General features: G+C 63.1%; 16 protein-coding genes. 9 read left to right on the forward strand and 7 right to left on the reverse strand.

Annotated elements, in window-relative coordinates; all coding sequences use genetic code 11:
* Positions 1 to 2: 2 nt before the first annotated feature.
* The 9 genes from AC2444_RS34030 to AC2444_RS34070 all read left to right on the forward strand — a co-directional run bounded on the left by AC2444_RS34030 (position 3) and on the right by AC2444_RS34070 (position 9660).
* Complete coding sequence (locus AC2444_RS34030) at positions 3 to 800, forward strand: TadE/TadG family type IV pilus assembly protein (protein WP_128449874.1); 798 nt, start codon at positions 3 to 5, stop codon at positions 798 to 800.
* Complete coding sequence (locus AC2444_RS34035; RefSeq protein ID WP_128408103.1) at positions 797 to 2437, forward strand: TadE/TadG family type IV pilus assembly protein; 1641 nt, start codon at positions 797 to 799, stop codon at positions 2435 to 2437. Before AC2444_RS34030 ends, AC2444_RS34035 begins: the two co-directional genes overlap by 4 nt.
* The gene (locus AC2444_RS34040; protein WP_128449875.1) at positions 2409 to 3089 is read left to right on the forward strand and encodes a TadE/TadG family type IV pilus assembly protein; all 681 of its coding nucleotides are present in this window, start codon (positions 2409 to 2411) and stop codon (positions 3087 to 3089) included. Before AC2444_RS34035 ends, AC2444_RS34040 begins: the two co-directional genes overlap by 29 nt.
* Before the next feature lies 1 nt (position 3090).
* Positions 3091 to 4029, forward strand: coding sequence for a hypothetical protein (locus tag AC2444_RS34045; RefSeq protein ID WP_113547797.1), 939 nt, complete (start codon positions 3091 to 3093; stop codon positions 4027 to 4029).
* A complete protein-coding gene (cpaB, locus tag AC2444_RS34050; RefSeq protein WP_017996888.1) occupies positions 4026 to 4982 on the forward strand; it encodes a Flp pilus assembly protein CpaB in 957 nt (318 codons plus the stop codon). Before AC2444_RS34045 ends, cpaB begins: the two co-directional genes overlap by 4 nt.
* Positions 4983 to 5002: 20 nt before the next feature.
* Complete coding sequence (locus AC2444_RS34055; protein ID WP_012763626.1) at positions 5003 to 6901, forward strand: TadA family conjugal transfer-associated ATPase; 1899 nt, start codon at positions 5003 to 5005, stop codon at positions 6899 to 6901.
* Positions 6902 to 7013: 112 nt separating this feature from the next.
* Positions 7014 to 7877, forward strand: a complete 864-nt coding sequence (locus AC2444_RS34060; RefSeq protein ID WP_012763625.1) for a type II secretion system F family protein — start codon at positions 7014 to 7016, stop codon at positions 7875 to 7877.
* Positions 7877 to 8779 carry a type II secretion system F family protein gene (locus AC2444_RS34065; protein ID WP_012763624.1) on the forward strand — a complete coding sequence of 301 codons (903 nt, stop codon included), beginning with the start codon at positions 7877 to 7879 and terminating at the stop codon, positions 8777 to 8779. Before AC2444_RS34060 ends, AC2444_RS34065 begins: the two co-directional genes overlap by 1 nt.
* A gap of 2 nt (positions 8780 to 8781) precedes the next feature.
* A complete protein-coding gene (locus AC2444_RS34070; RefSeq protein WP_017996887.1) occupies positions 8782 to 9660 on the forward strand; it encodes an FHA domain-containing protein in 879 nt (292 codons plus the stop codon).
* Positions 9661 to 9929: 269 nt separating this feature from the next.
* On the opposite strand, the gene AC2444_RS34075 is transcribed toward AC2444_RS34070, so the two are convergent.
* The 7 genes from AC2444_RS34075 to AC2444_RS34105 all read right to left on the reverse strand — a co-directional run bounded on the left by AC2444_RS34075 (position 9930) and on the right by AC2444_RS34105 (position 19053).
* Positions 9930 to 10241, reverse strand: a complete 312-nt coding sequence (locus tag AC2444_RS34075; RefSeq protein WP_128407622.1) for a type II toxin-antitoxin system RelE/ParE family toxin — start codon at positions 10239 to 10241, stop codon at positions 9930 to 9932.
* Positions 10231 to 10512 (reverse strand): type II toxin-antitoxin system ParD family antitoxin, encoded by a 282-nt coding sequence (locus tag AC2444_RS34080; RefSeq protein ID WP_017996885.1) that lies wholly within the window; start codon positions 10510 to 10512, stop codon positions 10231 to 10233. The genes AC2444_RS34075 and AC2444_RS34080 overlap by 11 nt, the downstream gene beginning before the upstream one ends.
* A gap of 174 nt (positions 10513 to 10686) precedes the next feature.
* Positions 10687 to 10998, reverse strand: a complete 312-nt coding sequence (locus tag AC2444_RS34085) for a DUF982 domain-containing protein (protein ID WP_011655309.1) — start codon at positions 10996 to 10998, stop codon at positions 10687 to 10689.
* Positions 10999 to 11268: 270 nt separating this feature from the next.
* Positions 11269 to 13674 carry a protein kinase domain-containing protein gene (locus AC2444_RS34090; RefSeq protein WP_128407623.1) on the reverse strand — a complete coding sequence of 802 codons (2406 nt, stop codon included), beginning with the start codon at positions 13672 to 13674 and terminating at the stop codon, positions 11269 to 11271.
* 42 nt (positions 13675 to 13716) lie between these two features.
* Entirely contained in the window at positions 13717 to 14901 is a 1185-nt protein-coding gene (locus AC2444_RS34095) for a serpin family protein (RefSeq protein ID WP_128449876.1), read from the reverse strand.
* A gap of 13 nt (positions 14902 to 14914) precedes the next feature.
* Positions 14915 to 17440, reverse strand: a complete 2526-nt coding sequence (locus tag AC2444_RS34100; protein ID WP_012763619.1) for a trypsin-like serine protease — start codon at positions 17438 to 17440, stop codon at positions 14915 to 14917.
* Positions 17437 to 19053 (reverse strand): caspase family protein, encoded by a 1617-nt coding sequence (locus AC2444_RS34105; protein WP_128449877.1) that lies wholly within the window; start codon positions 19051 to 19053, stop codon positions 17437 to 17439. The genes AC2444_RS34100 and AC2444_RS34105 overlap by 4 nt, the downstream gene beginning before the upstream one ends.
* Positions 19054 to 19066: the final 13 nt, after the last annotated feature.

A 19066-nucleotide genomic window follows, 5' to 3' on the forward strand; every position in this document is an offset into this window, starting at 1 on the left:
CAATGCGCGCTGAACTCGAACGCCCCATCTTCGACGGTGCCTTCTGGAGTTCGATCCTGCACTCGCGGACCTTCTGGGTCCCTCAGGATCACGGCGCGCTCCTCGGTACCTTTGCGATCGCCATGCTGCTGCTTGCCTCTATGCTGCTGCTGCCGCGGCTTTCCGCTCGCCGGCGCCGGATATCGGAGCTGCACGGCGATATCTCCGGCAGCACGACGATGATGGATTTCGTCCTCGTGACGCCGGTCTTCGTCTTCTTCATGTTCGTGGTCTTCCAGTTCACCATCCTGGCGAAAAACCACCTTTTCACCCATTATGCCGCCTATGCGGCGGCCCGCAGCGCCCGCGTCTATTTCTGCCCGGCCCTGCCGATCACGCTGCGAAGCCTAATCGACGTCAAGACCTGCGATGACGACGCTGCTGCCGGCAAAGCCGATCTTGCCGCCCGCCTGGCGCTGATCCCGGCCGCACCCTACGACCAGCTGAAATGCGTCGGCGCCTGCCAGCCGCCGGAAGATGCGCTGAAAAACCTTGCCGATGCCTCCGGGCTTTCGAAGAACTGGCGCGCGATGCGCAACCAGGCCCGCTACATGTTCGACCCGCAAAACGTCACCGTGACCGTCGACCGCGCGCCGATGGCGCTCTATGCGGCCATCAACCGCTCGCCGCATGTGCCGGTCACCGCCAAGGTGGAAGCGCGCTTCCTGCTGCTCGAATATGCCGGCTGGGTCTTTGCCCGCGGCCAGAGGAAAGACGGCCGCTACTACACGATCTCGACGGCGGAGGTGAACCTGCTATGACACCGACCCTGATCAAGCGCCTGCACCGCGACGAACGCGGTTTCCTGTCACCGATCATTCTCTACATGACGATCGCGCTCGCGCTGATGATCGTCTGGATCCTGAATACGGGACAGATGATCTACGACAAGCAGCGCACGCAGGACACGGCCGACGCTGCTGCTCTCGTCCACGCCGACTGGGAAGCCCGCTATCTCAACATCATGGCGATGAACAACGTCGCCTCCTCGCAGGCAACCGTCGTCATGGCGACCTCGGTCGCCTTCCAGCTGACGACGGCGGAACTGGCCGTGCGCTCGGCCGCCATTCTGGCGAAACTCGCCGAATATTCGTTCACCGAAGGCTTCGGGCCGGCGTCGCTCCTGCCGCCGCTTCCGCCGATGCCCTACTGCCCGGGCTGGCAGAAGGTGCCGATCGTCGGTGGCATCATCTACGGCGCTTGCCTGGCTTTCCAGGGGTTCCGGGCGACGGAAGCCGGCCTGGCGATTGGCTATACGGTAAAAGCACAGCTCGATTATGATCCCTGGGGCCTCATCGTGAAGTCCAGCGACATTATCGACGCCATGAACGACCTCAACGACTATCTCGTCGAAAGCTTCCCGCAGCGCGTTGGCAACGAGGCCCTGCATTTGGTGCGCCTGAACAAGTCGGATCATGTCGTCTTCCATCCGCCCTGCGAGTCCTGCAACAACGCCGGAGAGGGTGCGGGCGGTAATCTGCCGGTCGATCGCGACGGCATCAATCCCGCCTCGGCCTACGCTGAAATGTGCATTGCCATGACCTATGGCACCCAAGGGCAGGACCCGTTCCTCATGCGCGGCGAGTTTGCCAACCGCGGCTTCCCCAACGGCAAGGGTCCGTTGACCGCAGGCGGCGTCGATGGCAGCCATATTCGCGACTGGGTGAACCACGAAAGCGGCATCGACGATGCGCTGGTGAACTTCTACATCTTCTATGAAGCCTTCGGCCCAGCTTACCTGAGCAAGGTACCGTTCAAGGCGATCGTCGAGCAATATGCCGGTGATCTGAGCTGGCTGGAAGAAGCAGCGCTCGACGTCAGCTTCTGGCTCGCGGACAAGGTCTTCGGCGTCGGCTTTGGCGTCACCAATCCCTTCCAGCTGCCGATCGACGTGCCGCCGCGTTATTCCGACGCGCAGACAAAGGACGAGAATGATTTCACCCGCAAGTTCGACACGATCTGGGATGGGGTGTGCAGCCCGGCGGGTGCTGCGATTTCGATGGCAGGCGCACTGCCCGTCGTCTCCTTCCCGAAGCCTTACTGGCTGAAGGGACGCACACCTTTCAATTTCACGCCTTTCGGCGGCGAGCAACTCGACGACTACCAGACGCTGGCGATCGTTTCGCGCGCCCCGCGCGCCAGGCTGCAGATCCGCATCTTCAAGGACAAGACGCCGTCGGCCTATGCGCTCGCGCAGAGCTGGGTCCACAATTACACGGCCTTCGACCTCTACACACAGGATTGGCTGGCATCGCTTGCGCCCGCCACGCTCGCCGACGATATCGGCGAGGTTTCGAACACCATCAAGCAGAGCCCGGCGGCCGACAGTTTTACCGGCCTGACCCGCGTCTTCGACCGAGGAGGAGCCAATGCCTGGGCTGCCGTCAACACACACTGAGCCTATGGGCGGTCTTCCAGGCCGCGGGCTGCTGATGCGGTTGCACCGCGACAGGCGCGGTCTCGCCTCGATCGAATTCGTGCTCGCCGCGCCGGTTATCCTGCTGATCGTGATTTTCGTCATCCACGCCAACAAGATTTCCACCAAGAAGGTGGGAACCATGCTTGCGATGCGCAACGCCGCCTTCGCCGAGGCGAATGGGCTGGACTGCACGTCGGATTTCTCGAACGTCTTCCCGATCCCGGCCTTGCCGGCACTGCCCGGGGGCGACGCCATGAGCTGCGCGCGCACGCCATCGCATGAAGGCGACGGCGACCCGCAACGCACCTTTGTCTGGGACGACGTGCAAAATACCTTGAAGAGCGACGGGCGCGATTTCGGCGACATGGTCGGCGACCTCGCCAATGAGAAGCCGCAGCTCGTCACCGCGACGGCCGACCGGGTCTACAAGTTCAGGGATTCCGACGATCTCGATACGATCAGAAGCCTCCGCTGGAAGGACGCGTTCACGGTTGATGACTCGACGCTGTTTGCCTCCCACAACAACGATACCACGCGCCGTGGCTACGATCCGACGCTGCGTCGGGAAATCCGCGATGTGGCCGACGATTCCGGCGATCTGTTCGACGGCGTCTTCCCGGGAGCGAAATAAGATGATGCAGGGCGCGCGCATCTCCTTTCGTCTCGCCGGTCACCTTGCCGGCCATCTCACTGGTTTGGTGCTGGTGATCGGGCTCGCCGTCGCCGTGGCCACACCGGTCCGTGCCGAAATCTACAAGGATTTCAAAGTGACGCTGAATTCGATGCTGGCCGGCATCCTCGGCGCGCCGGAGCGGGCGCCGCGCGATCTCGTCATCAACGGCCAGCCGCTTGAATTCACGCCCTACCAGAGCGATCGCAGCATTTCCGATATCACCGATGAATGGTTGCGGGTGCTGGCCGCCAATACAAGGCCGGCCTTGCCCAGGAGCGATAACAAGGAAGAACTGACCGCGGTCATTGCCGCCAACATGCTGATCGTCCCGAAGACGAGCCGCATCCGCGACGATCTCGCCGTGGTGGTGCGGTTCTTCGACGGCGACGGCGAGGCGGCCCTCGACTATCTCCGCCGGCAGGATCCTAAAAATCCTTCGGCAAGAGCGCCGATCCCGGGCGTCTCGATCATGATCCGCCGTCCCGCCGATGCGCCGAGGACCGAGGTGCTGATGAGCCGCTTCGAGGATGTTGCCTCGACGCTGCCGGCCTTTGCGGCCCCCGCCGATGTCAGCAAGCTGCCGATGTCGCTGCGTCCGCCGGCCGGTGTCGAGGTGCTGAGCGATATCGGCGATCGCGACCAAAGCCACACGTCGCGCACGGTCGTGTCGAAAGGCACGCTGTCGGCCGTGCGCTGGTCCGATCAACGCGCCGATCTGCTTGCCCGTGACGGTTTTACCATCGAGACGCCGCCGGCACAGCGCGGCGGGGTCACAGCACTTTATGGCCGGCGCGGCAGCGTCGAGGCCAATGTCTTGTACACTCGCAGCAAAACCGACGGCCGGACCGTCGAAGTCATTCAAATCAGGCAACCCTTCGTCGAAGGAATAACACCATGAACTGGAAGCTCATCGCGGCTGTCATCGTCGGGCTCATCACCGGCGTTCTGCTCTACTTCTGGACCGAGAGCGTCAAGAACGAGCAGGTGGCCTATGCCTTCATGCGGCTCCAGCCCGACAGGAAGGTCACGCGAGGACAGGCGATCACGCCCGACATGCTCGCCGAACCGGTGATGCTGCCGGAAAGCTTCGGCGCGCTGGCCAAACTCGCGGTTCCCGCCGCCAGCGCCTATCAGGAATGGCTGAAGGACAGGACGGCCGCGAGCGATATTCCGGCCGGCTCGGTGTTGCTCTTCCAGTATTTCGACGATACCGATGGCGGACGCCTGACGACGATGATCGCGCCCGGCAAGCGGGCGCTCACCCTTCCCGTCAACGCGGCCGCGGCCGTCGGCCATTTCGTCGAGCCGGGCAGCTATGTCGACATCCTCGGCACGGTCGACGAACCGGTCGAGCCCGTGGCGCCGGCCGCCGCGACCCAGCCGGGAGCTCCCGGCCAGCCCGCTGCCGTGCCAGGTCAGCCTGCCGTGCCGGGCCAGGCGCCGCCCGCAGCCGGACAGCCGCAGGCTCCAGCCCAGCCGCAGTCGCCGGTCGAACAGATGCTGAAGAACTATCTCACCCAGTATCCCGGTGCCGACGAGAACGACGTCAACGCCTACCGCAAGCAGGCGCAGGATTATAAACTCGGCATCAGCTCGCGTACCCGCGTCGTCACCCGCACCTTCCTGCAAAATGTCAAGGTTCTGGCCGTCGGCGCGGCGACGACGGCGGAGGGTGCGGTCACCAAGGCCAACAGCACCTACAACAATGTGACCGTCGAAGTGACGCCGTCGGAAGCCGAAATGCTGATTTTTGCCATGGGCCAGTCGAACGGCAGCCTAAACCTCGTGCTGCGCAATCCGGCCGACAATACCGTCGAGGACCTGCCGAGCATCAACTGGACGCGCATGTGACCGTCGCGGGGGAATAAGCCATGCTGTTGAAGATTTCCTATGAGGACGGCAGCGGTCGAGAGGTCATCCCGCTCTCGGCGAACGAAACCTATTTCGTCGGCGAGAGCAGCACGCTGACGCTGCCCGCCGGCGCGGGGGTCGTGCGGTTGCGGGGCAGCCACGTCTCTTCGCCGCAATTCGTGCTGCGGAAGTCCGGCCAGGGATGGTCGGTGCAGCATCACGGACGCAACCCGACGCGGGTCGACGATCAGCCGCTTCGGGCCGGCACCCCGGTTGCAGTCTCGGCCGGCATGTCGATCTGGGTGCCGAATGTCACGATCGAGCTCGTCGAGCCGGCCGCGGCCGCCGAGGTGGTGACGCAATTTCCCGATCAGGAACGCGTGCTCGCCCTGCAGATGGAAATCCACGAACGTCTGCTGAAGGACACGCAATATGACCGGCTGGTGAAATCCGCCGATTTCGGCCGCGAGGACACGCGAAACCGCATCCGCGAACGCCTCGACATGTTCATCAAGGAGGCGCTCGACGCAGCACAGCAGGATCTCGTCATCCTTGTCATCAAGAACGCCGTCTATCGGTGGCTGGCCAAACGCATTGCCCGAACGGGGCGGCGCGACGCATCGTCGAATGCCGCAAGCCTGTCGCGCGAGGAGCAGGACAATCGCCGCCTCTTCGACGTCGGCAAGGCGCTGATTTCGGCGCTGCAGCTCAAGCTCAACTTCGAATCCACCCGCGCGGACTTTGCCCAGCTCGACACCCGTTTCAGCGCAGCTTTCCAGTCTCGGCAAGCGCTTTTTAACGCCGGTGACCGCTATGAGATCGCCCATATGCACCTGCGCTCCAGCATCGAGGAGCTGATGTATCGCTGGGGAACGATCTCCGAGCTGATGGATCTCGACGTGATCTCGGAAATCATGGTGACGCGCTACGACGAGATCTACGTCGAAAAATTCGGCCTGCTGGAGCGCTATCCCTTCGCCTTCGCCAATGAGCGGCAGCTGATGAAGGTGATCGAGCGCATCGCCGTCGATTCCAACCGCTCGATCAACGAGAGCGAGGCGATGGCCGACTTCCGCATGCCGGATGGCTCTCGCGTCAACGCCGTCATTCCGCCGCTGGCGGTCAAGGGCGCCTGCCTCACCATCCGCAAGTTCGGCGGCAAGTCGCGGCTCGATATCAGCAAACTGGTGACCGCCGGTGCGCTCAGCGAGCCGATGCGCGCCTTCCTCGAGGCGGCCGTCCGCTCCCGCAAGAACATCGTTGTCTCAGGCGGCACCGGCTCCGGCAAGACGACGCTCTTGAACAGCCTGTCGCAGTTCATTCCGGTGGGCGAGCGCGTCGTTGCCGTCGAAGACACGTCGGAACTGCAGCTCGACGGCATTCATGTCGTCTATCTTCAATCGCGGCCGAAGACGGCGGAGTCGGAGACCAGCGTCACCATCCGCGACCTCGTGCGCAACGCGCTGCGCATGCGTCCCGACCGCATCATCGTCGGCGAGTGCCGCGGCGCCGAGGCGATCGACATGCTGCAGGCGATGAACACCGGCCATGCCGGCTCGATGACGACGGCGCATGCCAATACGCCGCAGGACATGATGACCCGCCTGGAGGTGATGGTGCTGCAGGGGCAGAGCTCGCTGCCTGTCATGGCGATCCGCCAGCAGATCGTTGCCGCGGTCGAACTTGTCGTGCAGCTGAACCGCCTGGCAAATGGTCGGCGCGCCGTCACCGAAATATCGGAGGTGATCGGTATCGATCCGGATACCGGCCTCATCATCGTCGAGCCGATCTTCAATCTCGTCGGCCGCGCCGGCGGCCAGGCCGTGCATGCCTTCACCGGCTACCTGCCAAGCTTCGTCGCCGAGCTCGTGGAGTTCAACGACGACGGCGAGATCGAAAAACTGGACATGTTCGTCTAGAGCGGTTCAGGTTTCGCGGAAACGCAGAACCGCTCTAAGCTTTTGTTTTTACGCAATTCCGGACGGAAAAACCGCTTCGCACTTTTTCTGGAATTGCTCTGAGGGGGAAACGATGAATATCAGCATTCTGCAGATTTTTACGGTCGCCCTCGGCGCGGTGACGGCGGGGCTGCTCGTCTGGGGCGCGCCGGTGCGCTGGCCGGCGCCGCTGCTGCGTGCCACCGAACGCGACATTGCGCTGGCCAGCGAGGCGGCGCAGGTCTTCGGGCGCGATGCCGTTCCACCCTATACGATGATCCTTGCCTACGGCATCACGGCGATCGTCGTCTTCATCGTGATTTCGCTGATCTTCGGGCCGATCTTCGGCATCGTCATCGCCATCCCGGTCGCCATTTTCCTGCCCAAGGGCATGATCCGTTATTTTCTGCAGCGTCGCTGGCTGCAGATCGAATCGCAGCTTCCCTATGCCGTCGACCAGATCGTCTCGGCGGTGCGCACCGGCAAGCCGCTCGCCATCGCCGTCAATGCGGTGGCCGATACCGGCCAGATGCCGGCCTCGCGCGAGTTCGAGCGCATCGCCCGCGAACAGAAGCTCGGCATCGGCCTGGTCGAGGCGCTCGACCGCCACGGCCGCAACGTGCCGAGCCTGCACTTCAAGATGGTCGATGCAGCCCTCGGTCTCTTTGCCCGCCAGGGCGGTGACATCTCCGAGCCGCTGACCGAAATGTCGAAATCCTTCAAGGAAATCTGGAAGCTCGATCAGAAGATCACGACCTCGTCGTCGCAGGCGCGCATGAACTTTCGCGTCGTCAATGGCGGCGCGCTGTTCATGATGCTGATGATCTTCTTCGGCCAGCCGGAACTGATCGACAAGGTGTTCGGCAACGCCATCGGCATCGTCATCGCGATCGTCGGCGCCATTCTCTACGCGACCGGTTTCTTCTGGATGCGCTCGATGATGAAGGTGTCGGTCTGATGTCTCAGATACCCCTCGCCCCGATCGCCATCGTCTTTGCCGGGATCACCGCTGCGCTGTTCGTCTGGTGGATAGGCGATATGCTCGGCAGCATTCAGGTGGTGCGCCGGTCCGCAGGCGGCGATGGTCCGCCGCCGAATATCGTCGATAGCATCGGCATGCGCACGCCGGTCGAATTCGTGCTGACGCATTTTGAGACCCTCCTGGCTGATTACGGCGCGCAGCTGGAGCAGAAATTGATCTATGGCGGCCGGCCCTTCGGCGGCGTCACGGGGCGGGAATATATCGCGCTTCTCGTGGTCTTAAGCCTTTTCGGTTTCGTCGTGCTCGGCCTGCTGTTCGGTATTGCCAGCGGCAGCGTGATCGGCGGGCTCGTGGCCGGGCTGATCCTCGGCCTGATCCCCGCGATCTATTTCTGGGTCGTCGCCGACGACAAGGCGCAGGACCGCAAGGAACGCATTTCGCGCGAATTTCCCTATTTCCTCGATCTGGTCGTCATGACGCAGCAGGCGCAGGCGACGCTGCCGGAAAGCCTGAGGCTTTATGCCGAAGCCGCACCCGGCACTGTCATGAGCGAGGAGATCGAACAGACGCTGAAGGACGTGGCGCTCGGCACCGGCATGATCGAGGCGTTGCAGCGTCTGGAGCGCCGCATGACCGCCGAGGAGGTCATCCGCGTCATCCGCGCCGTGATCCAGGGCGAAGTCGAGGGCAGCAACCGCGTCGAGCTGTTGCGCGAACATGCGCGCGACCTACGCTTCCGGCGCTGGGAAAAGGCCGACAGGGCCAGTGAAAAGCTGAAGGCCAAGATCGTCATGCCGGCGATGATGATCGTCGTGTCGATCCTGCTTCTGGTACTGGCGCCTGCAATTGTCGAGATGATGTCGAGTGGGATGTTCTGATCATGGCCTTTTTTTCCTTCTTTCGCGGAAACAAACCAAGCCTTCTGCAGACCGGTCCCGGTGGCCAGAGCCGCAGCCATGTGCTCGACCGGCCGGAAATGTCGATCGGCAGGGCTGCTAATGCCGATATCGTCGTCGACGATCCGTTCCTTGCGCCGATCCATGCGCGCATCGAGCGGCAGAGCGACGGCGGCTTCATCATTCGCCGCATGGGGCTGAACCCGATCATGCTGCGCGGCGAAGCCCTGCTGCAGACGGCCTCGCTGAAAGCCGGCGACAGCTTCCGCCTCGGCAAGGACGTCGAATTCCAGTTCGTCGTCAAGGCCGCCGCCAAGGAGGCGCCGAAGAAGGAGGCTTCCAAGGCAGGTGACGACAAGCCGAAAAAATCGCTCCTCAAGCAGCCGGCCTTCCTCGCCGGCATGGGTGTCGCCTATCTCGCCATCGTCGGCATCATCGGTTACGTGATCCTCTCCGACAGCGGCAGCGCGGAGGGTGGCCCAACGGCAGAACGCATCAATGCGGAAGCCGGCCGCATTCCGACATGCATCAAGAATGCCCGGCGCATGCGCCAGGTTTCGGAGGCGAGCTTCAACGGGGCAGTCGGCGGCCGTGTCGGCAGGGATGGCGACGCAACCTATGCCGCCCTTTCGCTTGCCGCCGAACCGTCTGATGACGCCGCGCTGGCGAAGGCCGCCGAGCCGATCGTCGAGGCCTACAAGCGCACGGCACTCGCAGCCCTTGCCTCGGAAAACCGCGGCAACAAAACGCTGGCGCTGACCCTCTACCAACAGACCTACGATCTCGTTCCCGATGTCAACTGCTCGGCAGCGCGCTTCGCGCTGCAGCGGCGGGCCGCGGTGAAGCCTCCGGCGCGCCGCTGACCGCCAGTCTTGCGGCTGCTCGCTGACATACAAATGTGGCTTGTTCACCATCGATGCCGCGCGAGCCGGGTAGCGATGTCAAGGACTTGCCGGAATACTGGCGATGACCTTTATCTCAAAGTCAGTTGCATCATGCGATATCATATTGAATTTATTTAGTTATTGCATAAAGATTTCCCGGTGTGTGTAGACCTGTGCGTGCGTGTGAACGGAGATTAAGCCGCCTTTGAGGGTGTGCGACAGCCTCTATCCTCGTCCACCTTAAATTCCTAGAAAAGCGCCGCCAGATCGCGCCGGCCATCCACCACGCGAATGATCTCGACCGCATCAACCTCGCCCTCGTCCGTGTCGGGGTGCGTCTCGTACAGGATCACATACGGCGCTTCGACTGGCATCCGCGCGGTGCGGAAGATCTCGGGGTGGCGCTCGCCAAGACGCGGATGATCGATAAGCAAGCCGGCCTTGTAGCGGAACTGCTGGAAATACCGCTCGGCCGCCTGGGGCTGCTCTTTGCCTATGTCGACGAAGACTTGCTTGACGTCGACTCTCGCCCTCGGCGTCCAGAGAAGCTTAACCGCCATGTCCGCGGGCAGCCTTCAGTTCCTGCCGCGCTTCCGCAAGCATCTCATCGAAATCGACTGGCGAGGCAGTTCCGCTCGCCTTGCCCTCGGCCCACATTTCGCGCAGCTTTTCGATATCGCCGCTGCGTTGCTGCCATTTGGCGGACCAATCGCGCATCGCTTCGCGGATGACCTCGCTGGCGCTGGCGTAGGCACCGCTTCCAACAGCGTCACGCAGCAAGTCGGCATGTTGCGGCGTCACTGAGACGCTGATCTTCTCAACATTGGCCATAACTCACCTCCATACACTTATGGTAGGAATTATTGCCACCGCCAGACACCCCTGCCAAGAAATTTCGAGGCGGGCAATAAAGCAACGAGGGTCGATCAAATCGTCGGAGACGCCACGATGTTTGCAACTGGCGCAAACGTGACGGCGAAAGGCGGTTGGCCCTCGAAGCTCGGACTATCTTTGCGCGCTTGAGGGAAGGTCCGGTCGTCGCTCTCCCACTCCCTGCCGCACGAGCGATAGGGCAGCGATACCGGCCTCATCGGCCGCACGCAGAAGCGCTTCCCGGAATTGTTCCGGGGCAATCTTGCCGCTCAATGCGTCGACGCAGGCTTTGACTGCAGCCACATATTCCTCGCCGTCATCGCAAGGCCAGTCGTTGATCAGGAGACGCGCCGCGTCGCCCAGCGTCCATACGATCTTGCGAGATGCCGGGCCTCGCAAAGCAAACCCTACCGGCGTGAATGCTGATGATGTGTTCCAGCACATTGTCCTCGACCCCTCAAGGCACGGATATTGCAGTCCCAATTTCAATATACGCGCGTATTCTGAAATGTGGAATTGAAAACTTGCGAGTGGCACCCCTTGAGCGCGAGCTGTCGAATGATGAAGAAAGGGCGCCTACGACCTTATGTTGATCCGCCCCGCGCTGCGTCGACAAGTGTCGCCTTGATGGACGCATTCTGGGTTTGCAACAGATTACCCTGCCCCGTGTCAGCGGCACACCGCTCCCCCTATCAGTCGCAACGTTTCGACCGCTCACCGCAATTCGGCGGTAACGCGGAAAATGCCGCCGGCCGACGCATCGGAGCAGACGACGAAGGTCGAACCTTCCTGCGCCATGAAGGCGACATTGCCGCCGGCTTCGCAGGGGGTGGCGCTCCACTGCAGGATGATATCACCGTTATCGGGCAGCTTTTCCTGGGTGATCTTCGCCGCACTTGCCATCCACTCCGTCGCCGACGGCAGGTGGACGGGGGCGTTCAGCTGCTTCGACAGCCAGGCCGTATAGTTCTGCGCCACGGCAAGCGGCACGTCGTCGGCCGGCTGCTGCGGATTGTCGCCATAGGCCTGTGCGGCGGCGGGATCGGAATTGGCGGTGTAAAATTCCGCCATCTCGGCACGGGTGACCGCCTTCGTCTGCATGCAGAAGGACTTGTCGATCTTCACGGCGTCGTTGGCAACGCCGAGCATGCCGCCGATTTCCTTCATCGACGAGGTCATCAGCCGGACGTTCTCCAGCGAATAACTTCCGGCCGGGACGGTCTCGAAGGCAAGCGTCTGCGAAACCGGGCAGAAGCCGCGCGCCGACAGCGCCTCGAGATCGGCAAGGATCGGCTGATAGGCGACGACCGCGAGCTTATAAGCCTCGGCGGTGTAGCGGCCGTCGGCCTCGCCGATCTTCGGAGCGAGTGCGGCAAGCGCCGGATCGGCAGCACCTGCGCGGGTCGCGATCGAGGCGCTGAGATCGGTCACTTTCTGCTTCAGCGCAGTCGCCTCGTCCTTTGCCGCCATGACATCGGCGATGACGGCATCCAAAAGCTTGGCAGCGTCGCCGTAGCCAGATGTCGCGGCCGGCATCTGCCATTGCTCTGCCTTGGTCTTGGCATCCGTCATCAGCCCGGTCGCCTTGGCGACATCGGGACTATCGCCAGCGCCGATGCGATTGACGGTTTCGCGTTTTCCCGCCGCGTCCTTTTCGGCCGCCGTCAGCGCGCTTAGCGCCTTGGCGAGCTCGTCAAACGTCGTTTTCGACGCGTCATAGGCGTCGACGGCGGCATGCATCTGCTTTGCGGTGGCGGCATCGGCGGCAGTCTTCATCTTGGCGTCAGCCTCGGCAAAACCTGGCGCCTTGTCGCCGCCGGCGGCCGAAGCGGCAGCTTTCGCCTTCTCGGCGTTCTCCTTCGAGATGCCGATCAGCGCATTGCCGAGATTGATGGCTGCCGTCTGGAAGCCCGGAAGCGCCTTTTCGTAATCTTCATCCTTGAGCAGGGCATCGGCCGATGTCAGCGCCGCGGCGCCGGTATCATAGGCGAGCTTTGCCTGATCGCCGGAAGGACGCTCCGGCGCCTTGGCGGCGATCGCCTTCTGCTTGCGGCTTTCTGCCTCCTTCTTCCAGGTGCCGACATCGGCGACGAGTTTCGGATCCGGGGCGAGCAGCTTCGGGATGGTGAAGACGCCGACGCCGATGCAGATCAAGAGCAGTGCGGCGATCATGGAGATCTTGAGAGGCGTCCATTTTTTCGGCTTCGGGGCGTCCTGCTGCTGTTGCATGCCGCCGCGCGGATCCCATGACATCGGCTGGATGCCTGTCGTCACCCGGGCGAATTCGCCCAACGCATCGGCGCCCGTGCGCGGTCGCGCGCTTGGATCGCGGCTCAGCATCCTTTCCACCAGACTTGCAAGACCCTCGGGAAAGCCTGGGATCAGCACGTCGAGGCGGGGAAAGATATTGGAAGGGTCGAGATGGATGTTCTTCCAGCTCTGCTCGCGCTGATGCTCGTCTTCCCAGACCATGACGCTGTCGAAGACGCTGGCATAGGTCTGCCGCGGCAGGAAGAGCTTGTAGGCGATCATGCCCATTGCGTAGATATCGAGTGCCGACGAGGCGGAGAAGGTGCCGCTTGCATAGATTTCCGGCGCCCCGAATTCCGGCACATAGGGCGGGATGATGTGTTCGCCGATCTTCGAGATCAGATGCAGGTTGCCGATCCGCACCGACAGGCCGGAATAATCCTCGGAGACGTAGATGCACTGGTCCGTCAGCGCATTGTGGGCGTAGCCGGCGCCGTGCAGCGTTGCCAGCCCCTCGAGGATGTGGCGGCCGATCTCAACGGCGCGCTCGTAAGCTACCATTTCCGTTTCATCGAGATATTGGTGTAGCGTTTTCGACGGCCGCTTCTCGACGATGTAGAAATTGTCGTCTTCCGGCGACGGCGGGATGAGGTCCTCGATCTCGACGAAGCGCCGTGCCGTCAGCGATTTGGCCTCGTTGATGGAGGTCCAGACCCGCTCGAAACGAGCCTTGTCCAGTTTCAGCGCCATATCGGGCGCGACGATGAAGACCGCATGGTCCATCCGCTTGTCCTGGGCCGGATAGACGATGAACTCGTTCTCGTAGACCGGCTCGCCGATCGTGTAGCGGGCGATCAGATCACTTCTCATGCACGTGTCCCCCTGCATTCATTACATTCATGAAACCGAACTCTATTCGCCTGCCAGCAATGGATCGCCGATAAGGCCTGCGGCGAGCAGCAGGCCGGTCTTTGTATCGCGAAGCGCGAAGGCAAAACGGGCATCGGCCACGACGCGGACAAGCTTCGGATCGATGCTGCGTTCCGTGATTACAGCCGTGGCTGCCGCCGCCTCCGTGCCGTTTTCGTCAACCTTGATCATCGTCTTCTGAAGGACGCGCGACAAGCGGATGTTTTCTTTGGTGAAACCCGGGAAACCCGCATCCTTGGCCTTCTCGGGCGTCACGCCCATCGCATTGAGTATCGGCATCAAATCACGCCCGTCGTTCAGGGAAAAGCGGGGCAGGAAGATTTCGCCCTTGGCGGCTTCGAATTTTTCTCCCTGCAGCCAGGAAGTGAGCGTCTTCAGGTCCGCGCCGCCCACACCCTTGCCGGAGCGCGCCGCCACCACGACCATGCTGTAGCTCTCGCCGGCATAGGCAAGATCGACGGCAGTGAATTTCTCGTCGACGCGGAATTTCTGACCATCGCCGGCAAGATGCATCATCGGCACCGAAATCGTCGATCCATCCGGCCTCTGAAAGGGGCTTGCCGGGCTTTCCTTCTCGAAAGACGTCTTCCAGCGCGCCTTGAAGGAGAGCGCGCCAAGACTGACGAAGCCGCCGCCGGGTGGAGAGTCCAGGATGACAGGAATGGCGCCCCGCGTTGCCTGGCTTACCCAGCCGTTGATGTGCTCGACCGATTTCGGTCCGTCGAGATCCTCGATCGAGGGCTTGATCCGGTGGCCGGCGAGCATGGGAAGCGCATCGGGGACGAGCACCAGCTTGTCGTCGAAGACGATCGCGACCGCCGCAGTCAATGGCGCATCCGCAGCCGCCGGCTTCTCGGGGGTCATTGCGTCAAGCGCCGTCTCCGGTCCCTTGACCTCGCCACCGAAGCCGAGGCCCTTGGCGATCGAGGCTTTGCCCTCGTCGGAAGCGCCGAGGCTTGCAAGACCGAGTGCCGCGGCAAGGCTTGCCGGCGACACCATGATATTGGCAGCACCCTCCTTTGCCAGGGTGCGATCGATGAGTTCGGCGGCAAGCCCTGCTTGTGCTGCAAGCATCGCCTTGCTGTCACCGGAGTTGCCGGCATGAGCGGCCGGGGCAAGCGCCATCAGAAAAGCGGCAAGACCCGCTAACAGAGTGGATTTCGGCATGGTTCGCTCCTGTTCAGCGGATGCGATAGAATTTGGAATCGAACGACCATTTGCCTTGGGCGCCGGTTTCGTCGTCGCCGACGATCCTGAGGCTTCGGGCGAGATCATAGACATAGTTGAAGGCGGCGCGCTGGCCGACGAGCGGCGTCGGCACATCGGGCAGGTCGAGCACTTCGATCGGCTTGTCGCTGAGGATGGCAACGACCATGCCGACGCCGGCCGGTCCCTCCACCACATATTCGAAGCCGGTATAGGGATTGCGCGCATCGGGCACGACGACCGGCCGAGCCGGATCGAGCCGGTTGTCGCCGCTTTTGGCTGATGGTTTCAGCCCCATCGAGCGCTTGTTAGGAAAAAGCTGTGTCAGCTTGCCGGAGGCATCGATATCGACCAGGATCAGGTAACCGGACTTCTTGGTGGACACACGCATCGCCACCTTGTCGCCGATGCTGACCGCAGTGCCGGGCAGCACGTCGACGGCGACGCCCGCCTCATTGTCGCTCTTCAGCGTATTCTCGACGGCGGCGACCGCCGTCTTCGCCTCGTCGCCGGTGATGACATCCCGGCCGAGCGCATCCGGCTGGCCATAAAATTGCGGCACCGGCGTGAAGCGGCAATCTCCCGCATGCGTCCGGCAATATTCGTCGGATTTACGCCGGACATAATCGAGCAAAGCGGCATTGCTGACATTCGGCTTGTCGGCTGCGCGCGCCACGCCATCCTGCACGCCTTCGATGAAGCGGCGGGTGAAGACGCCAAGCGGTGGCTTGGCCTCGCTATCGACCAGCGCCCACTGCCCTGCGTTGACAGCCGACCAGACCATGGCGTTTTCGCCGCCGAAGGAGAATTTCGCTTCCTTGCCTGATTTGTTCGGCGGTTCGAGCCCTGCCAGCGCCGGGCCGAGGCAACGCACGGTGCCGGATGGTGCGGCCACCGCGCTGCGGCTGCCGGGCCCGACATGGCAGGCATCGATCAGCAGCGTGACGCGGCGATCCTTGAGGCTGTTCAGCCTTGCGGCGATCTCGGTTTCGCGGATCTGGTTGGTGACCGTCACCTTGCCGCCCTCGCGCACCAGCTTGGCATCGACGGCCACCAGCGTCGGGCTCGTCGTTTCCTCGGCGCCCATTTCTTCAGAGCCCTGGCCGCTGAAATAGAGGAAGACGCGGCTTCCGGGCGTCGACTGGCGCACCAGCCAGTCGTCGATTTCGGCAAGGATCGCCTCGCGGGTCGCCTTGCGGTTGGTCAGCGTGTGGATCTGCTCCGGGCGGTAGGCGAGCGTCTTGGCGAGGAAGACCTGCATCGCTTTTACGTCAGTCGCAGAACCGGTCAGCTTCGCCTCGCGCATCTCGTAGTCGTCGATGCCGATCAACAGCGCGCGGTCACCGGGCTTGCTTTCGATCACCGGCGTCTGGACGACTGCTGGCCGCACGGCGGGTTCGTCGGCGACGGGCTTGTCAACTGGCGCGGTATCGTTGGCCGGCGCGTCTGGCGTTTCGGTCGTCCCAGCCGGGGCGGTATCGCCGGCGGGTGGGGTGGTGATGGCGAGGTTGGCCTCTTCCTGTCCGGACTTCCTCTGCTTCATCCCGCTACTGGTGGTGGTGGACGCGACCTGATCATTGGCAGCAGGCCCTTCAACATCAGGCACGTCGCCGTCGGTCTTGGCGGCGATCCAGTCGCGGAACGCGGCAACACGTGTATAGACGCCGTAGTGCTCGGCCTCAGCGCAGCCGGCGCCCCAGCTGACGATGCCGAGCTGGATCCAGCGCTTGTCGGGACGCTGGGCGACCAGCGGCCCGCCGCTGTCGCCCTGGCAGGCGTCCTTGCCGCCTTCGGCATAACCGGCGCAGACATTGCGCTCGTCGATCGGGTTCATGCGCATCGAACTGTCGCGATAGGCGGCGCGGCAGTCCTCGCGCGGGACGATCGGCAGTTCCACTTCCTGCAGCTCGGTCGGCAGGTATTTGTCGTCCCAGCCGTGATCGGCCTTGGTGTAGCCCCAGCCGGTGACGACGGCGGGGTGGCCGGCTGCCTCCACTTCGTCGTCCGAGGCCGAGGCAAGGATCGCCGGCTTCGATTTGGCGGGCTCGCTCAGCTTGATGAGGGCGATGTCGTTGGCGAAGACCTTGCGGTCGAAGTCCTCGTGAATGATCACGTCTTCCACGGCCAGTCCCGGCTTATCGGGCCCATCGACGGCGATCACCTTATCGATCTTCGATTTACCCTCGACGATCAGCAGGTCGCGGGCGAAGAGATCCTGCTTGCCGGAGCGGCCGCTGGTGACGCAATGGGCGGCCGTCAATATCCAGCGCGGCGAAATCAGCGAGCCGCCGCAATGGCCGCCGAAGCGGCCGCGCTGTTCGGGATCGGGCGCCAGGATCTTCACCTGCCAGGGCCATTCGCCCTTCTTGGCCGCCTGGCCGCCGATGACCCGCCCGCCATCCTCGCCGGCGAAATCGGTATCCTGCTGCGCCAGCACGGGAGTAGCCAGAAGCAGCATGACGGACGCAATATTGAGGACCCTGCTGATCGACGTGCTCATAGCTTGGCTCCAGCGGAGGTATAGAGGACCGTAAATCCGACGCGCGCGCCCTCGGGCAGGAATTCGCCGAGGCGCTTGGCGATATTGCCGGCGGTGCGGCGCCTGTCGTTCTGCTTCAGGAACTCCAGAAGTTCGGGCATCGGCGTTTCAGAGGTAACGGCGACGAGCAGGTCCGTGCCGAATGGTGCGACGACGGACAGGTCGAGATCGAAGGTGGCAGACATCTCGGCATCGACCTCCTTCTCGCCCGGATACAGGAACTGTACGGTCCCATCGCCGGTGACGTCGAAGAGCACGAGCTTGCGGCCTGATAGATCCGAAACGGTGACGCCGACGCGTTCACCCTCACGATGGACGGTATCGGAAGGCATCACGCGCACGGTCTGCGGGTTGGTCTCGGAGAGCCGCTTCAGCGCATCGAGCGCGGCCATCCGGTCGACGACGAAAGGCATGTCGCCGGCGCCGATGGCGGAGGCGACGACATCGCCGCCGGCAATCGCCTCGTGTTTTGCGGGATCGAAGACAAGTTCGGCATCGGCACCTTCCGTCAGCTTGAACGGCGTGACGGCGGCGTCGATCCCCTGCAGCACCGGATCGGAGCCGAGGGCGGCAACGCTGATCGGTGCGGGCTCGGCGGGCAGCGGAGTGTTTGATTTCTCCGCCGCCGCCTGGGCCCCCGCCCCTTCGTAATGATAGACGACCGCGCGATCGAGATCGGTTCCGGGCGGGCTTTCGGTAAAGATGTTCTGCCGCTGGTTGGTGAACTGGTAGACCGCCTGGCGCACATATTCGAACAGTTCGCGGCGGCTGACGGCGCCGTCGCCGTTGCGGTCGGCCGCCCCTTCGAAGGCGCGGGCGGTGGCATAGCTCAGCGCGCCGCGTTTTTGCGGAATGCCGGGAATTGATATCTCGGGCGACTTGGTGTTTTCGTCGACGGCGGCGAGAAAGGTCAGCCGCTTGAAATCGAAGCCGGTGGACAGCGCATCCGCCGTGGTCGAAATCGGCGCGAGGTCGTCCTCCTCGATCGTATAGGAAGGCGCCTGACGCCAGGTGATCTCGGCGCCGCGCGGATCGACGTCGCGGGTCATGCCGCCGGCATGGCAGGTATCGGCGATGAAGACGACATCGGCGCCCTTGGTCTCTAGATTGCGGATCAGCGCCTTGAATTCGTCGCCGAAGATGCGCTCGCGCGAACCCGGTAGCCGGGTGTCGAAGCCGGCAAGCACATAGACCTCGTCGCGGCCGCTCGGTTTGGAACCCTTGACGCGTTCCGGCTCGCTCGACCCGTGACCGGCGATGCCGAGCACGACGAGATCGCCAGGCCCTGCCCTTTCGGTCACGGCCTCGATCGCGTGGAAGATGCCCTCGCGGTCGGCAGCACCATTCTTCAAGAGCGTCATGTCCTCGACGCCGACCGAACGCAGCGAAAGCGAAAGATCCTCGGCATCGGCGACGGCGCCGTGCAGCGGCGGAACGTTGCGGTAGAGGTCGATGCCGATCAGTACGGCCCTGACCGCACCACGCTCGGGCGCCTCGATCACCCTTGCCAGGCTATCGGTGGCCGCCGTGGTGAGGAGGGCAAGTGCTGCGGCCATGGAAACGAATGCGGTCATGGCCAAGCTCCTC

Source organism: Rhizobium sp. WSM1328 (assembly GCF_057653715.1).

Coding starts and splice junctions, on each gene's coding strand:
- AC2444_RS34100 (WP_012763619.1), bottom strand. CDS start 17,440: ATGAGCACGTCGATCAGCAGGGTCCTCAATATTGCGTCCGTCATGCTG.
- AC2444_RS34040 (WP_128449875.1), top strand. CDS start 2,409: ATGCCTGGGCTGCCGTCAACACACACTGAGCCTATGGGCGGTCTTCCA.
- AC2444_RS34070 (WP_017996887.1), top strand. CDS start 8,782: ATGGCCTTTTTTTCCTTCTTTCGCGGAAACAAACCAAGCCTTCTGCAG.
- AC2444_RS34030 (WP_128449874.1), top strand. CDS start 3: ATGCGCGCTGAACTCGAACGCCCCATCTTCGACGGTGCCTTCTGGAGT.
- AC2444_RS34060 (WP_012763625.1), top strand. CDS start 7,014: ATGAATATCAGCATTCTGCAGATTTTTACGGTCGCCCTCGGCGCGGTG.
- AC2444_RS34090 (WP_128407623.1), bottom strand. CDS start 13,674: ATGAGAAGTGATCTGATCGCCCGCTACACGATCGGCGAGCCGGTCTAC.
- AC2444_RS34085 (WP_011655309.1), bottom strand. CDS start 10,998: ATGTGCTGGAACACATCATCAGCATTCACGCCGGTAGGGTTTGCTTTG.
- AC2444_RS34035 (WP_128408103.1), top strand. CDS start 797: ATGACACCGACCCTGATCAAGCGCCTGCACCGCGACGAACGCGGTTTC.
- cpaB (WP_017996888.1), top strand. CDS start 4,026: ATGAACTGGAAGCTCATCGCGGCTGTCATCGTCGGGCTCATCACCGGC.
- AC2444_RS34080 (WP_017996885.1), bottom strand. CDS start 10,512: ATGGCCAATGTTGAGAAGATCAGCGTCTCAGTGACGCCGCAACATGCC.
- AC2444_RS34065 (WP_012763624.1), top strand. CDS start 7,877: ATGTCTCAGATACCCCTCGCCCCGATCGCCATCGTCTTTGCCGGGATC.
- AC2444_RS34095 (WP_128449876.1), bottom strand. CDS start 14,901: ATGCCGAAATCCACTCTGTTAGCGGGTCTTGCCGCTTTTCTGATGGCG.
- AC2444_RS34105 (WP_128449877.1), bottom strand. CDS start 19,053: ATGACCGCATTCGTTTCCATGGCCGCAGCACTTGCCCTCCTCACCACG.
- AC2444_RS34075 (WP_128407622.1), bottom strand. CDS start 10,241: ATGGCGGTTAAGCTTCTCTGGACGCCGAGGGCGAGAGTCGACGTCAAG.
- AC2444_RS34055 (WP_012763626.1), top strand. CDS start 5,003: ATGCTGTTGAAGATTTCCTATGAGGACGGCAGCGGTCGAGAGGTCATC.
- AC2444_RS34045 (WP_113547797.1), top strand. CDS start 3,091: ATGATGCAGGGCGCGCGCATCTCCTTTCGTCTCGCCGGTCACCTTGCC.